Genomic DNA, 15249 nt, shown 5'->3' with positions numbered 1-15249 from the left:
GTGGATGCCATGACCACCACCGTCGCTCCGCTCCCGGGCTTCGCCGAGCGCTATCGCGTCATCCAATCGCGCGACCGCCGCTTCGACGGGCAGTTCGTGACGGCGGTGCGGTCCACGCGCATCTACTGCCGGCCGAGCTGTCCCGCGCGCACGCCCAAAGAAGAGAACGTCACGTTCTACGCCACCTCCGCCGCGGCGCACGAAGCGGGCTATCGCGCGTGCAAGCGGTGCCTGCCCGAGGCGGCGCCCGGCTCCCCCCTGTGGGACGTCCGCTCCGACGTCGCCGCGCGCGCGATGCGTCTCATCGCCGACGGCGTCGTCGACCGCGAGGGTGTGCCCGGGCTGGCACGTCGCCTGGGGTATTCGTCGCGTCACCTCACGCGTCTGCTCACCGCGGAACTCGGCGCCGGCCCCCTCGCTCTCGCCCGTGCGCACCGCGCCCACACCGCTCGCGCGCTGCTCGTGGGAACCGACCTGTCCTCCGCCGACGTCGCCTTCTCGGCCGGGTTCTCGAGCATCCGCCAGTTCACCGACACGATCGGGGAGGTGTTCGGGATGCCGCCGCGCGACCTGCGCGCACGCCGCTCGCCCGACTCGGGGGTCGAGGCGTCGGCGGGCGAGATCGATCTCGCTCTGCCCGTGCGCGGGCCGATCGACACCACCGGCCTCTTCGGTTGGATGCGGGCGCACGCGATCCCCGGGGTCGAAGACGGCGACGACCGGTCGTTCGCGCGCGTGGTGCGTCTGGCCGGCGGACCGGCGTGGTTCGAGGTGCGCCTCGCCGACGACGGACGCCTGCGCTTGCGCGCACGGCTCACCGCGCTGGCCGACCTGGGCACGCTCATCTCGCGCGTGAGGCGCCTGTTCGACCTCGACGCCGATCCGATCGCGATCGACGAGGCCCTGGCGCGGCATCCCGAGCTCGCCCCGGCGGTGGCGGCGATCCCCGGGGTGCGCGTCCCCGGTGCGATCGACGCCGGCGAGATGCTGCTGCGCGCCATGATCGGGCAGCAGATCAGCGTGGCTTCGGCCCGCACGATGCAGGGGCGACTGACCGCCGAGCTCGGCGAGCCGACCGCGGTCGGTCCGGAGCCCCGCATGCTCTTCCCCTCGGCAGCGGTGATCGCCGAGCGCGGACTCGAGGTCCTGCGCGGGCCGGCGGCGCGCATGCGGGCGATCGTCGAGGCGGCCGGGGCCCTGGCCGACGGCAGCCTCGAACTGAGTGCGGGCGACGACGGCCGAGAGCAGCGCGAGCGCCTCCTGGCCATGCGGGGGATCGGCCCGTGGACCGCCGATTACGTGCGCATGCGGGTGCTCGGCGACCCGGACGTCCTGCTTCCGGGAGACGTCGCCGCCCGCGCCGGCGCCGCGGCCCTGGGGCTTCCCTCCGATCCGGCGGGCTTCACCGCCTGGTCGGAGCGCCTCGCGCCGTGGCGCAGCTACGCCATGGCCCACTACTGGTACGCCGCCCCGGTCACCCAGGCCTGGCGGGCCCCCGCCGAGACGGCCGCCGCGGTCGCCGCGTCGCCCACTCGTCGGCGAGGTGCGAGCGTGCGCGCCGACGTCCTGCTCACCTCCACACCCGAAACCGAGAGCGAGAATCCCGCATGAGCGCCGCCACCCTGCAGTTCATCGACACCCCCGACGGCCCTTTCGCGATCCTCGCCGATGAGTCCGACCGGGTGATCGTCTCGGGGTGGACCGACGACCCCGCGTCCGTGCTCGCGCGGCTCCGGCCCGACCGCCGCCCCGCCGAGATCCAGGCGGGGCGGACGGCGGCGGCTGACGCCGTGCACGCGTACTACGCGGGCGAGATCGGGGCCATCGACTCCGTCGCCGTCGCTCAGCGGGGGACCCCCCTCCAGCTCGCCGGGTGGGAGGCCCTGCGCGCCATCACCCCGGGAATCCCCCTCACCTATACCGGTTTCGCCACGGCGCTCGGGTCTCCGACGGCCGTGCGCGCGGCGGCGTCCATCTGCGCGCGCAACGCCGTCGCGCTCTTCGTCCCCTGCCACCGCGTCCTCCGCGGGGACGGAACGATGGGCGGCTTCGCGTGGGGAACGCGGGTGAAAGAGAGCCTGCTGGCTCGTGAATCCGCCGTCTGATCAGCGGCCTTATCGAAGACACTCTTGCCCCCAGCGTTCTCACAGGGATACTCTGGAGGGCTGCCGTCCCCCCGGCGGACGCTTCACCGAACAAGGAGGATGCCATGGACCAGACCGACGCCCCCGTCGCCCCGGCCGTCGCTGCGCCCTCCGTCGCCGCGCGCCCCGGCCGACGCCCGTAGGGCCCCGCGTTCGCGCTCCGGCGCCCCCGCACAGCCCCGACCGACGAGCTTCGTCGCGCCCCTGGCATCCCTCTCCGCGCCCGATCCCGGCGCCCGCTTCGACCCCACGAGGATCATGACTCCCTCTTCCACCCCGCCCCGCCTCTCCACACCGCGCGCGCTCGCGCGGCTCCTCCCCATCGCCAGACCCGTGCTCCCGCGTCTCATCGCGGGTGCCGTCACCGCGCTCGTCGCCAGCCTTCTCGCCCTCGCGATCCCCCTGGTGCTCGAGCAGATCGTCGCCGGTCCCATCGCCTCGCTCGACCCCACGGCCCTGGTGTGGGGCTCGCTCGCGGTGCTCGGGCTCGGCCTCGCCGAGGCCGCGATGGTGTGGCTGCGTCGCTGGTTCGTTCTCGCGCCCGCCACCAAGGTCGAGTACGACCTGCGCCAGTCGTTTTACTCCCGCCTGCAGCGCCTGCCGGTCGCCTTCCACGACCGGTGGCAGTCGGGCCAGTTGCTCTCGCGCATGATGCAGGACATCAGCATGCTCCGCCGGTGGTTGGCGTTCGGCGTGATCCTGCTCGTGGTCAACATGCTCACGATCGTCATCGGCGCCGTGCTGCTGTTCCGCTGGCACTGGCTGCTCGGCGCGCTCTTCCTCGTCACCTCGGCCCCGGTGATCTACGTCGGGTTCCGCTTCGAGAAGCGCTACGGTGCGCTCACGCGTCAGAGCCAGGACCAGGCCGGCGACCTCGCCACCTCCGTGGAAGAGAGCGTCCACGGCATCCGGGTGCTCAAGGCGTTCGGTCGGGGTGCGCACGCCCTGAAGAAGTTCACGCGTCAGGCCGAGTCCCTGCGCGAGACCGAGATCGACAAGGCCCGCGCGGTCGGTTGGATCTGGTTCTGGCTGGTGCTGCTGCCCGACATCGCGTTCGCGGTGTGCCTGGGGGCGGGCATCGTGCTCACGCAGCTCGGACAGCTGCAGGTGCCCGAGCTGGTCGCGTTCTTCGCGATGGCGACGGTGCTGCGTTGGCCGATGGAGTCGATCGGCTTCCTCTTCTCGTTCCTGCTCGACGCGCGCACGGCGACCGACCGCATCTTCGAGGTGTTCGACGAGCAGAACACCATCGTCGATCCCGAGAACCCCCGCACCATCGCCGAGCCCCGCGGAGAGCTCACGTTCGAGAACGCGCATTTCCGCTACCAGGATGCCGCGGACACCGAGCGCGATCTGCTCGACGGCGTCGACCTGGTGCTGCACCCGGGCGAGACCATGGCGCTCGTGGGCCTGACCGGCTCGGGCAAGACCACGCTCACGACCCTGCCGGGACGCCTCTACGACGTCACGGGCGGTCGCGTGCTGATCGACGGTGTCGACGTGCGCGACCTCACGCTCGCGGAGCTGCGCCGTCATGTGGGCATGGCGTTCGAGGACGCGACCCTGTTCTCGCAGACGGTGCGCGACAACGTGTTGCTGGGCCGTGAAGACCTCACGCCCGGGTCGGACGAGGCCGAGGAGATCCTGCGCGAAGCGCTGCAGGTCGCTCAGGCGCAGTTCGTCTACGACCTGCCCGACGGACTCGACACCGTCATCGGGGAAGAGGGGCTCAGCCTCTCCGGTGGTCAGCGTCAGCGCCTCGCCCTCGCCCGTGCGGTCGCCGCGCGCCCGGCCGTGCTCGTGCTCGACGACCCCCTGTCGGCGCTCGACGTCGACACCGAGGCCCTCGTCGAGGACGCCCTGCGCGAGGTGCTCAGCGAGACCACCGCCCTCGTCGTGGCGCACCGTCCCTCGACGGTCACGCTCGCCGACAGGGTCGCGTTGCTCGAGGACGGCCGCATCACCGCGGTCGGCACGCACTCCGATCTGCTCCGGCAGAGCGACCACTACCGCTACGTCATCTCGAGCCTCGAAGAGGCCGAGCGCGAAGCCCGGACGGGGGCGATCCCCGTCCTCACCGACGACGCCCTCACTGAGAAGGAGGCGACCCGATGAGCACCGCCACCGTCTCCGGGACCAGCGGCGAAGACCGCTCCGACTACACGCGCGACGAGAGCCGCTCCATCCGTCGGCGTTCGCTGCGGTTGCTCGGCTCGCTCGTCTCGCCGCTGCGCTGGCAGCTGATCCTCGCCGGTGCCGTCCTCGTGGTCTCGACCGCGCTGCGCGTCGCGGGCCCGGCCCTGATCGCCTTCGGAATCGACAACGCCCTGCCCGCCGTCATCGAACGCTCGGATTGGATGCCGACCATCGGCGTGGTCGGCGTGTACCTGCTCGCGGGCATCGGTGGCGCCGTCCTCATCGGGTGGTACGTCGTCGTCGCCGCGCGCCTCACGCAGGCCGTCATGCTCGACCTGCGCAAGCGCATCTTCCTGCACACGCAGAAGCTCAGCCTCGAGTTCCACGAGTCGTACACGTCGGGCCGCATCATCTCGCGCCAGACGAGCGACCTCGACACCATCCGCGAGTTGCTGGATGGCGGCCTGAACGAGTTGGTGTCCGGCGTTCTGTACGGTCTGTTCACCCTCGGTGCGCTGTTCCTCATCGATTGGCAGTCGGGTCTGATCCTGACCGTGATGGGCATCCCGATGTACCTGCTCATGCGCTGGTTCTACTCGCGCTCGCAGGTCATCTACCGCGAGTCGCGCGTGATCAGTGCGCAGGTGATCGTGAAGTTCGTCGAGTCCATGACCGGCATCCGCGCCGTCAAGGCCTTCCGCAAAGAGCCGCGCAACGACGAGGAGTTCGGAAAGCTCGCCGCCGACTACCGCGACGTCAACATGCGCTCGATCAAGCTGTTCGGAACCTTCGAGCCGGGCATCATGGCCGTCGCTGCGGTCTCGGTGGCCGTCGTGCTGCTGTGGGGCGGCGGTCGCGTCATCGCCGGACCGCTCGAGATCGGTGTGCTCACGGCCGCCGTCCTCTACGTGCGCAACTTCTTCTCGCCGCTGCAGGAGGTCGCGTTCTTCCTGAACTCGTACCAGTCGGCGACGGCGGCGCTCGAGAAGGTCTCGGGCGTGCTCGAGGAGGAGCCGACGGTTCCCGACCCGACCGACCCCATCGACCTGTGGACCGCAAAGGGCCACGTGCGCTTCGACGACGTGACCTTCGGCTATTCCGACGACCGGGTCATCCTGCCGCACTTCTCCCTCGACCTCCCCGCCGGTCAGACCGTCGCGCTGGTGGGCACCACGGGTGCGGGCAAGTCGACGCTCGCGAAGCTCGTGTCGCGTTTCTACGACCCGTCGAAGGGGGCGGTCACGCTCGACGGCGTCGACCTGCGCCGCCTGCACCCGAAGGATCTTCGCCGCGCGATCGTGATGGTCACGCAGGAGGCCTACCTGTTCAGCGGGACCGTGGCCGACAACATCGCGCTCGGCAAGCCCGACGCCACGATGGACGAGATCCGCGCCGCAGCGCGCGCGGTCGGCGCCGACAGCTTCATCTCGAAGCTGCCCGACGGCTACGACACCGACGTGAACAAGCGCGGAGGCCGCGTCTCGGCGGGTCAGCGCCAGCTGATCTCGTTCGCGCGCGCGTTCCTCGCCGACCCGGCCGTGCTGATCCTCGACGAAGCCACGGCCTCGCTCGACATCCCCAGCGAGCGTCAGATCCAGAACGCGCTGCAGACCCTGCTCGCCGACCGCACGGCGATCATCATCGCGCACCGCCTGTCCACGGTCGCCATCGCCGACCGGGTGCTGGTCATGGAGCACGGGCGCATCATCGAGGACGACACCCCCGATGCCCTGATCGCCGGCACGGGCAAGTTCGCCCAGCTGCACGCGGCCTGGCGCGAGTCGCTCGTCTGATCCACCGCGAACACCGGATGCCACGCTCCCCGGGGGCGTGGCATCCGTCTTCCCCGCGCCCGAAGAGCAGACGTGGATGCCATTCGACGCGGAACCGCAAGTCAGAGGCAGCTCGGTGCGCGCTGCCCGCAGAGCCCACCGACGCAACCGCGCGCAACCGGGCGCACCCGGAACGCGTCAGACGTTGACGCGGGCGATGATCTCGCCGTACTCCGTCTCGCCGACGGGCTGGAAGCCTACGCGCTGGAAGAACGCCTCGGGACCGCCGACGCCGGGCTCGTAGATCACGTCGACGTGGTCCATGCCGCGGCCACGGGCCTCTTCGAGCACGGCGGCGATGGCGTAGCTGCCCACGCCGCGGCCCTGCTCGTCGGCGTCGACGTTGATGCGCCACAGCACGGAGCGGAAGTGCTCCTCGTGGGCGTCGGGGTCGAAGTTGGCGCTGACGAAGCCGACGACCTCGTCGCCGTCGAGCACGACGCGCTGCCACGACGTCTGCGGGTTGCTGACGGTCGCGGCGATGCCGTAGCTGACCGGAGCGAGGAACTGCTCCTGCCCGGGCTTGAGCGACAGGGTGTTCACGGCCACGATCGTGGCGGCGGACAGTTCGACGAGACGCAGGTCAGCCATGCTCACAGGCTAGCGGCACCGACACCTCGACCCAAGATCGCATGTCCGCGCATGCGTTTGCCGGGGCTGTCGGCTCGGAGAAGACGGGAAACGGATGCCGCGAACTATCTCGACATCAAGAGACTTTGCCCACGTGCGATAGGCTGAATCGCAACCCTGGCCGCCTCTACGGAGAGATCTGACGTGCCCGATTCCACCATCATCTACACGTACACCGACGAGGCGCCGGCTCTCGCCACCGCGTCGTTCCTGCCCATCGTGCAGGCCGTCACGAAGCAGGCGGGTGTCGACGTCGAAACCCGCGACATCTCGCTCGCCGGCCGCATCCTCGCGGCCTTTCCGCAGCGCCTCACGCCCGAGCAGCAGGTCGGCGACGCCCTCGCCGAGCTCGGCGGACTCGCCACGCTCCCCGAGGCGAACATCATCAAGCTGCCTAACATCTCGGCATCCATCCCGCAGCTGAAGGCCGCGATCGCGGAGCTTCAGTCGCAGGGCTACGACATCCCCGACTACCCCGACGAGGCGACGAGCGTCGAAGACAAGGACGTGCGCGCGCGCTACGACCGCATCAAGGGTTCCGCCGTGAACCCCGTGCTGCGCGAGGGCAACAGCGACCGCCGCGCCCCGCTCGCGGTGAAGAACTACGCCAAGAAGCACCCGCACCGCAACAAGGCGTTCGGTGAGGGCTCGAAGACCCGTGTCGCGACCCTGGGCCACGACGACTTCCGTTCGAACGAGAAGTCGGTCGTCCTTTCCGACGACGGCGTCCTCACGATCCAGCACGTCGCCGCCGACGGCACCACCACCACGCTGAAGGAGGGGCTGAAGGTCCTCCAGGGCGAGATCGTGGATGCCACCTTCCTCTCGGCCGCAGCGCTCGACGCGTTCCTCGCCGACACGTTGGCGCAGGCGAAGGCCGACGACGTGCTCTACTCGGTGCACCTGAAGGCCACGATGATGAAGGTCAGCGACCCGATCATCTTCGGTCACGTCGTCAAGGCGTTCTTCGCCGACGTGTTCGACCGCCACGGCGACGCCCTCGCGACGGCCGGCCTCACTCCCAACGACGGACTCGGCTCGATCCTCGCGGGTCTGTCGAACGTCGAGGGCGGCGACGCCATCGCCTCCGAGATCCGTGAGGCCCTGGCATCCGGCCCCCGTCTGTCGTACGTCAACAGCGACAAGGGCATCACGAACCTGCACGTGCCGAGCGACGTCATCGTCGACGCGTCGATGCCCGCACTCATCCGCAACGGCGGCAAGCTGTGGGGTGCCGACGGGGGAGAGGACGACACCCTCGCGGTCATCCCCGACTCGTCGTATGCCGGTGTGTACCAGGCGACCATCGAGGATGTCATCGCCCACGGCCCCCTCGACCCGGCCACCATCGGCTCGGTGCCAAACGTCGGTCTCATGGCCCAGGCGGCCGAGGAGTACGGCAGCCACGACAAGACGTTCGAGATCGCCGCCCCCGGCCGCGTGCAGGTCGTCGCCTCGAACGGCGACGTGCTGCTCGAGCACGAGGTGAACACGGGCGACATCTGGCGCGCGACCCAGACCAAGGATGTCGCGGTGCGCGACTGGGTGAAGCTCGCCGTCACCCGCGCCCGCGCCACCGGTGTGCCGGCCGTGTTCTGGCTCGACGAGACCCGCGCGCACGACCGCAACCTCATCGCGAAGGTGCACGAGTACCTCGCCGACCACGACACCGAGGGCCTCACGATCGAGATCCTCGCGCCCGCCGAGGCGACCACGTACTCGCTCGAGCGCATCCGTCGTGGCGAGGACACGATCTCGGTCACCGGCAACGTGCTGCGCGACTACCTCACCGACCTGTTCCCGATCCTCGAGGTCGGCACGAGCGCCAAGATGCTCTCGATCGTCCCGCTCCTCGCGGGCGGTGGCCTGTTCGAGACCGGCGCCGGCGGCTCGGCCCCCAAGCACGTGCAGCAGCTCGTCGAGGAGGACTACCTCCGCTGGGACTCGCTGGGTGAGTTCTTCGCCCTGGCGGCCTCGCTCGAGCACCTGGCCGACACGACCGGCAACGACCGCGCGCGAGTGCTCGCGCAGACGCTGGATGCCGCGACCGGCACGTTCCTTGAGAACGACAAGTCGCCCGGCCGTGCCCTCGGCACGATCGACAACCGCGGCAGCCACTTCTACCTCGCCCTGTACTGGGCGCAGGAGCTGGCGCAGCAGACGACGGACGCCGACCTTGCCGCCGTCTTCGCCCCGGTCGCCGAGAAGCTGGCCGCGGAGGAGCAGACGATCGTCGCCGAGCTCAACGCCGTCCAGGGCCACCACGCCGAGATCGGCGGGTACTACCGCCCGAACACCGAGCTCGTCGAGAAGGTCATGCGCCCCTCGGCCACGCTGAACGCGGTGGTCGACGCCCTGCGCTGATCCCGAAACCCGGAAGGGGCGGATGCCACACGGCATCCGCCCCTTCTTTGTTGCCTGCGTGAGGGGTCACGAGGTGTCGCTGTGCAGCGCCGGAGGCGACACCTCTCGAGCTCTCACGTGCGCTCCGAACCGGCCCGCCGGAGCCCGCGTGAGTCGCCAAGATGTGTCGCCTGGACGCCTCGCGAAGCGACAGATTTCGGCGACTCACGCGGGCGGAAAAAGAGAGAGGGGCGGATGCCGAAGCATCCGCCCCTCTCAGGAACCCGGGCTCAGTAGTGGACCGAGACCTCCGTGCCGCGGTAGGCCCAGTCGTAGAGCTCCTTGGCCTGCGGGATCGTCATGTTGATGCAGCCGTGGCTCATCGGGGTGCCGAAGTTGTTGTGCCAGTAGGTGCCGTGGAAGCCCTCGTCGCCGTTGAAGTAGGCGACCCAGGGGACGTCCTTGGTGCAGTAGTCGTACCCGGGCACGCAGCCCATGTCCTGCATCGGGGTCTTCCAACCGATGCGGAAGTTGCCGGTGTGGGTGGCGTGGTCGCCCGCGCCCGACGAGATGGTGTACGTGCGGTACACCTGGCCGTTCTGCCAGAGGGTCGTGGTCTGGGTGCTGAGGTTGACGTCGATGCGACGCTCGGTCTTCGTGGTCTCGAACGGCGTCTCGGTGACGGGCAGGGCGTAGCGCCCGTTGCCCTCGGCGAGCTGCTTCGCGAAGGCGGCGGCCACCCCGCTCGTGTCGCCGAGCGAGCGGCCCGTCTGGCCCTCGGTGATGGCCTTGATGACCTCTCCGCCGGTGTCGACGATCACGTCGGCGTTGACGGCGGCGCGGTCGACGGCTCCGGGGAGGCCCTCGACGGCGGACTGGATCGCGGCCTGGTCGGCCGAGACGGCGAAGTCGCCCTTGCCGTCGGGGGTGATCGTGAGCCACGACGCGGCGGTCGCGCGATCGACGGCGACGGTGCGCTCCTCGCCGACGTAGAAGCCGACGGAATCCAGGATGCCGTTGAGGCTGGCCACCGCCGCGTTCGCGTCGTCGGTCGAGACGGGGGCGTCGACGGGCACGAGGGCGGCATCGACGGTCGTGGTGGTCTGACCGGCGTCGAAGGCGGACTGCAGTGCGGCGGTCACGGCGGCGACGTCGATGCCCTCGCCCGCCTCGGCGGGGGTGGAGACGTAGGCCTGCGAACCGGCGTCGTAGGCGATGGTCGCGTCGACGGGGGCCCGGTAGGTGCCGGGTGCGCCGTTCTTCAGGGCGGTGGCGGCCTCGTCGGCGTTCACCTGCACCTGCACGCCGGTGCCCTCGGGGAACCACGACGCGGGCTTCCACATGGGGTTGTCGGCGAACGCCTTGTCGGCGAGGGCCGAGGCGTCGACGGTCGCGCCGAGGTCGGCACCGGTAACGGTGACCGAGCCGGCGGGCGAATCGACGGTGACCTTCGTCTCGGCGAGGCGGTTCGTGATGGCCTGGGCGGCGGCGCCGGCGGTCAGACCGCCGATCTGAACGCCCGCGACCGACGCGCCCGGGGCGATCAGCACAAGCGAAGCGGCGATGAGCGCCACGGCCGTCGCACCGGCGGGGATGCCGATCCACAGGCCGGAGCGGTTCTTGCGCTTCACGGGCTCGGGCGGAGCCCAGGCGTACGTCGCGCCGTCGGTGCCAGGTGCGCCGTCGGTCATAAGTCAAACCCCCCGATAGTCAGTCTTCTCATGGTAGAGGGGCCGGGTGGGCATTGCCCGCGAGATCTATCACGGTCTGATCACGGCGACGGCGCGACACGGCCAGGACGGCCGCGGAACGCGCTCACGGCTCGAAGACCTTGCCCGGATTCAGGATGCCGAGCGGGTCGAAGACCCGCGCGATGTCACGCTGCAGCCGCCACTGGTCGTCGCCCAGTTCGTCGGCGAGCCATCGACGCTTGAGCACCCCGATCCCGTGCTCGCCGGTGAGCGTCCCACCGAGGGAGAGGGCGGCGCGGAACAGTTCCTCGGCGGCCTCCCAGACCACGGGCGGCACGTCGGGCCCCTCGAAGACGAAGTTGGGGTGCAGGTTGCCGTCCCCCGCGTGCGCGACAGCGGGGATGACGAGACCGAACTGCCGCTCGATCCGCGCGATCTCGTCGAACATGTCGGGCAGAGCGCTGCGGGGAACCGACACGTCCTCGATGAGAGCGGTGCCGAGCGTCTCCATCGCGGGGTGCATCGCGCGGCGGACGGCCAGGAGCGCCTCGCCCTCGGCGGCGTCCGCGGCCACGGCGACGGCGCCACCCGCTGCGCGCAGAACCTCGGCGATCGCGGCGGCCTCGTCGGCGGCGACGGGCCCGTCGGTCTGGATGGTCAGCTGCGCGGCGCCGACGGGAGGGGCCGGCAGGGACAGCAGGCGATGCGCGGCCGCGAGGCTCGTGGCATCCATCAATTCCATGATCGCGGGCTGGATTCCGGATGCCGTGACGGCGGCGGAGGCGACGGCTGCGGCCCGCACGCCCTCGAACAGGGCCGTAAGGGTCACGCGCTCGCCCTCGACGAGTCGGCGGAGCTTGAGGGTGGCACCCACGACGACCCCGAGCGTGCCCTCCGACCCGATGACGAGCGAGGTCAGGTCGAGGCCGGTCACGCCCTTCACGCTGCGGTGACCGAAATGCATGAGGCGCCCGTCGGCGAGCACGACGTCGACCCCGAGCACCGCATCGCGCACGACACCGTACTTCGCACACAGCAGGCCCCCGGCGCCGGTGGCGATGTTGCCGCCGACGGTCGAGATCGCCCGGCTCGCGGGATCGGGCGCCCACCACACGCCGTGCGGTTCGAGCTGCGCGTTGAGGTCGGCGTTCAGAATGCCGGGTTCGACCACGGCCAGCAGGTCGTCGGCGCGGACCTCGAGCACGCGGTCCATGCCGCGCACCGAGAGGCTGATCTCGCCGCCGCCGGTGTTGGCTCCACCCGCGAGTCCGGTGCCGGCTCCGCGCGGGACGACGGGCGTGCGGGTGGCGGTGGCGATGCGCATGACCGCTTGGACATCGGCAATGGATGCCGCGTGCACCACCGCGAGGGGGAGGCCCTCGGCCGCGTGGCCCGACTTGTCGGCGCGGGCCGCCTCGAGGGCGGCGGGGGCGGTGTCGAGGCGCGCGCCGAGCTCGGCCCGGAGCAGCGCGAGAACGTGCTCGCGCGAAGGCGCGGACCCCGTCGCGCCGTCGACGGTCATGCCAGACGCCGTCGGCCGTTCAGCGCGCCGAGGACGACGGCGACGATCGCGAAGACCAGGCCGATCCACGCCTGGCCCATGCTCCACCAGGCGACCGTGGCGGCCGCGTAGACAAACAGCTCGACCAGGGCGCGCACGAACGGGTGCACCGCGAGCACGGCCCGCGGCGAGACGAACAGGGCCCACACGAGGATCGCCAGGGCCGGGGCGCCGATGCCCGCGACGATGTTCCAGGGGAACGGCCAGGCGAGGAAGCCCCAGATGGCGAGGGTCACGAAGGCGAACAGGCCGCAGACGACGCTGCCGATCTCCAGCGCCGACGGCCGGGGGCGCATGCCGGGAGCGAGAGGCGCCTGGGCGCGGACGTTGCGGGAGTCGGTCACCCCGCCATTTTACGCGGGCACCGGGACACGGCATCCGGGATCCCTCACCGTCGAGCCGATCGCGTTCCTGTGGAGGAACGGTGGATGCCGGGACACGCGGGTCGCGGGAGGGTTTTCCCGCTAAAGTGGCACCGTCGCGACTGGCGTTGAGGTGGGACACCACCGGGGAGCGACCGCTTGACGGTATTCGACCGCACGCCTGGGTCGATGCGGTAACACTGCGGGCTCGCCGAGCCCGCGGCATCCGGAACCATCGTCAAGGAGATCGCATGACCGATCCGTACTTCAACGCCCCTCTGTCGGAGGTCGACCCCGAGATCGCCGAGGTCCTCGAGCGCGAACTCAACCGCCAGCGCGGCTTCCTCGAGATGATCGCGTCGGAGAACTTCGTTCCCGTCTCGGTGCTGCAGTCGCAGGGCTCGGTGCTCACCAACAAGTACGCCGAGGGCTACCCCGGTCGCCGGTACTACGGCGGCTGCGAAGAGGTCGACGTCGCCGAGTCGCTCGCGATCGAGCGCGCGAAGCAGCTGTTCGGCGCCGAGTACGCCAACGTCCAGCCGCACTCCGGTGCCTCGGCCAACGCCGCCGTGCTGCACGCGATCGCGCGCCCCGGCGACACGCTGCTCGGCCTCGCCCTCGACCAGGGCGGTCACCTGACGCACGGCATGAAGATCAACTTCTCCGGCCGTCTCTACGACATCGTCGCCTACGGCGTCGACCCCGAGACCAGCGTCATCGACATGGACGAGGTGCGTCGCCTCGCCGTCGAGCACAAGCCGAAGGTCATCATCGCCGGCTGGTCGGCCTACCCGCGCCAGCTCGACTTCGCGGCGTTCCGCGCGATCGCCGATGAGGTGGGCGCTCTGCTGTGGGTCGACATGGCGCACTTCGCCGGCCTGGTCGCCGCGGGCGTGCACCCCTCGCCGATCCCGCACGCGCACGTCGTCTCGACCACGGTGCACAAGACGATCGGCGGCCCCCGCTCGGGCCTCATCCTCACCAACGACGCCGACATCGCGAAGAAGATCAACACCGCGGTCTTCCCCGGCCAGCAGGGCGGTCCGCTTATGCACGTCATCGCCGCGAAGGCCACGGCGTTCAAGCTCGCGATGACGCCGGAGTTCACGGAGCGCCAGGAGCGCACCCTGCGGGGCGCGTCGATCCTCGCCGACCGCCTCACCCAGGACGACGTGAAGAACGCCGGCATCGCCGTGCGCTCGGGCGGCACCGACGTGCACCTCGTGCTCGTCGACCTGCGCGAGGCCGAGATCGACGGCAAGCAGGCCGAAGATCTGCTGCACGACATCCACATCACGGTCAACCGCAACGCCGTTCCGAACGACCCGCGTCCGCCGATGGTGACCTCGGGCCTGCGCATCGGCACCCCGGCGCTCGCGACCCGCGGCTTCGGCGACACCGAGTTCACCGAGGTGGCCGACATCATCGCGCTCGCGCTGATCCCCGGCGCCGACGTCGAGGCCCTGCGCGCGCGCGTCGCGAAGCTCGCCGACGCCTTCCCGCTGTACCCCGACCTGCAGCAGTGAGCCCGGGCCGGGGCGGGGCTGCTGCGGCGGCCCCGTTCCGGCGGGCGACCTGCACGGCTCGACACGAATGACGGATTCAGAACGAGGGATGCCATGACGGCGACGATTCTCGACGGTAAGGCCGCGTCGGCGGCGATCAAGGCGGAGCTGACCGAGCGCGTCGCAGCCCTACGCGCGAAGGGCGTCGTCCCGGGCATCGCGACGGTGCTCGTGGGCGCCGACCCCGCCTCGCAGCTGTACGTCGGCATGAAGCACAAGCAGTCCGAGGCGATCGGCATGAACTCGATCCAGGTCGAGCTGCCCGCCGAGGCCACGCAGGAAGAGGTCGAGGCCGTCATCGACCGGCTCAACGCCGACCCCGAGTGCCACGGTTACATCGTGCAGCTGCCGCTGCCGAAGCACATCGACACCGACGCGATCCTCGAACGGATCGATCCCGCGAAGGATGCCGACGGCCTGCACCCCACGAACCTCGGGCGTCTCGTGCTCAACGTCAACGCCCCGATCCACACGCCGCTGCCGTGCACGCCGCGCGGGGTCATCGAGCTGCTGCTTCGCAACGACTACGACCTGACGGGCAAAGAGGTCGTCGTCGTCGGCCGCGGCGTCACGATCGGCCGCTCGATCGGGCTGCTGCTGACCCGTCGTGAGATCAACGCGACCGTCACCCTCACCCACACCGGCACCGCCGACCTGGCGAAGCACCTGCGCGAGGCCGACGTCATCGTCGCCGCCGCGGGTGTGAAGCACATCGTGCGCGCGGAAGACGTCAAGCCGGGCGCCGCGGTGCTCGACGTGGGCGTCACGCGCGAGACCGACCCCGAGACCGGAAAGTCGCGTGTGCACGGCGACGTGCACCCCGACGTCGCCGACGTCGCCGGCTTCGTCTCGCCCAACCCGGGCGGGGTCGGGCCGATGACCGTGGCCCTGCTCATGACCAACGTGGTCGAGGCGGCCGAGCGGGCGGCATCCGTCTGAGGGTGAACCGCGGCGTGCCGCGGGCTGAACAGACGGAGCGTCGCAC

Annotated in this window: 11 protein-coding genes and 1 riboswitch; of the genes, 7 read left to right on the top strand and 4 right to left on the bottom strand. The window is 70.6% G+C overall.

Annotated features, from left to right (window positions below; genetic code table 11):
* Window positions 1-9: 9 nt before the first annotated feature.
* The 4 genes from F9B98_RS02855 to F9B98_RS02840 all read left to right on the top strand — a co-directional run bounded on the left by F9B98_RS02855 (window position 10) and on the right by F9B98_RS02840 (window position 6073).
* Window positions 10-1611 (top strand): AlkA N-terminal domain-containing protein, encoded by a 1602-nt coding sequence (locus F9B98_RS02855; protein ID WP_225310198.1) that lies wholly within the window; start codon window positions 10-12, stop codon window positions 1609-1611.
* Window positions 1608-2105: a methylated-DNA--[protein]-cysteine S-methyltransferase gene (locus F9B98_RS02850; RefSeq protein WP_150952590.1), complete on the top strand. Its 498-nt coding sequence runs from the start codon at window positions 1608-1610 to the stop codon at window positions 2103-2105. Before F9B98_RS02855 ends, F9B98_RS02850 begins: the two co-directional genes overlap by 4 nt.
* Window positions 2106-2402: 297 nt before the next feature.
* Window positions 2403-4259, top strand: coding sequence for an ABC transporter ATP-binding protein (locus F9B98_RS02845; protein WP_150952587.1), 1857 nt, complete (start codon window positions 2403-2405; stop codon window positions 4257-4259).
* The gene (locus F9B98_RS02840) at window positions 4256-6073 is read left to right on the top strand and encodes an ABC transporter ATP-binding protein (protein ID WP_150952584.1); all 1818 of its coding nucleotides are present in this window, start codon (window positions 4256-4258) and stop codon (window positions 6071-6073) included. The genes F9B98_RS02845 and F9B98_RS02840 overlap by 4 nt, the downstream gene beginning before the upstream one ends.
* Window positions 6074-6250: 177 nt before the next feature.
* Here the strand turns inward: F9B98_RS02840 and F9B98_RS02835 are convergent, their stop codons facing one another.
* Window positions 6251-6703: a GNAT family N-acetyltransferase gene (locus F9B98_RS02835; RefSeq protein WP_150952581.1), complete on the bottom strand. Its 453-nt coding sequence runs from the start codon at window positions 6701-6703 to the stop codon at window positions 6251-6253.
* Between the two features lie 183 nt (window positions 6704-6886).
* On the opposite strand from F9B98_RS02835, the gene F9B98_RS02830 reads away from it, so the two are divergent.
* Complete coding sequence (locus F9B98_RS02830) at window positions 6887-9106, top strand: NADP-dependent isocitrate dehydrogenase (RefSeq protein ID WP_150952579.1); 2220 nt, start codon at window positions 6887-6889, stop codon at window positions 9104-9106.
* A 269-nt stretch (window positions 9107-9375) separates the two neighbouring features.
* Here F9B98_RS02830 and F9B98_RS02825 read toward each other — a convergent pair whose 3' ends face one another.
* From F9B98_RS02825 to F9B98_RS02815, 3 genes are all read right to left on the bottom strand, one after another.
* Window positions 9376-10776 carry a L,D-transpeptidase family protein gene (locus F9B98_RS02825; RefSeq protein WP_150952577.1) on the bottom strand — a complete coding sequence of 467 codons (1401 nt, stop codon included), beginning with the start codon at window positions 10774-10776 and terminating at the stop codon, window positions 9376-9378.
* A 124-nt stretch (window positions 10777-10900) separates the two neighbouring features.
* Window positions 10901-12298 (bottom strand): FAD-binding oxidoreductase, encoded by a 1398-nt coding sequence (locus F9B98_RS02820; protein WP_150952575.1) that lies wholly within the window; start codon window positions 12296-12298, stop codon window positions 10901-10903.
* On the bottom strand, window positions 12295-12681 hold the full coding sequence (locus F9B98_RS02815; protein WP_150952573.1) for a YrdB family protein: 387 nt from the start codon (window positions 12679-12681) through the stop codon (window positions 12295-12297). Before F9B98_RS02815 ends, F9B98_RS02820 begins: the two co-directional genes overlap by 4 nt.
* 126 nt (window positions 12682-12807) lie before the next feature.
* Window positions 12808-12893: riboswitch (ZMP/ZTP riboswitch) on the top strand.
* Between the two features lie 57 nt (window positions 12894-12950).
* On the opposite strand from F9B98_RS02815, the gene glyA reads away from it, so the two are divergent.
* Complete coding sequence (glyA, locus tag F9B98_RS02810) at window positions 12951-14225, top strand: serine hydroxymethyltransferase (RefSeq protein WP_150952565.1); 1275 nt, start codon at window positions 12951-12953, stop codon at window positions 14223-14225.
* 93 nt (window positions 14226-14318) lie between these two features.
* Window positions 14319-15203, top strand: coding sequence for a bifunctional methylenetetrahydrofolate dehydrogenase/methenyltetrahydrofolate cyclohydrolase (locus tag F9B98_RS02805; protein ID WP_150952563.1), 885 nt, complete (start codon window positions 14319-14321; stop codon window positions 15201-15203).
* The last annotated feature ends 46 nt before the right edge of the window (window positions 15204-15249 follow it).

Origin of the sequence: Microbacterium testaceum StLB037 (genome assembly GCF_008763945.1) — a bacterium.
GTDB lineage: Bacteria > Actinomycetota > Actinomycetes > Actinomycetales > Microbacteriaceae > Microbacterium > Microbacterium testaceum_G.
The sequence above is the reverse complement of the archived record's forward strand: the minus strand, read 5'-3'. Positions and strand labels throughout refer to the sequence as shown.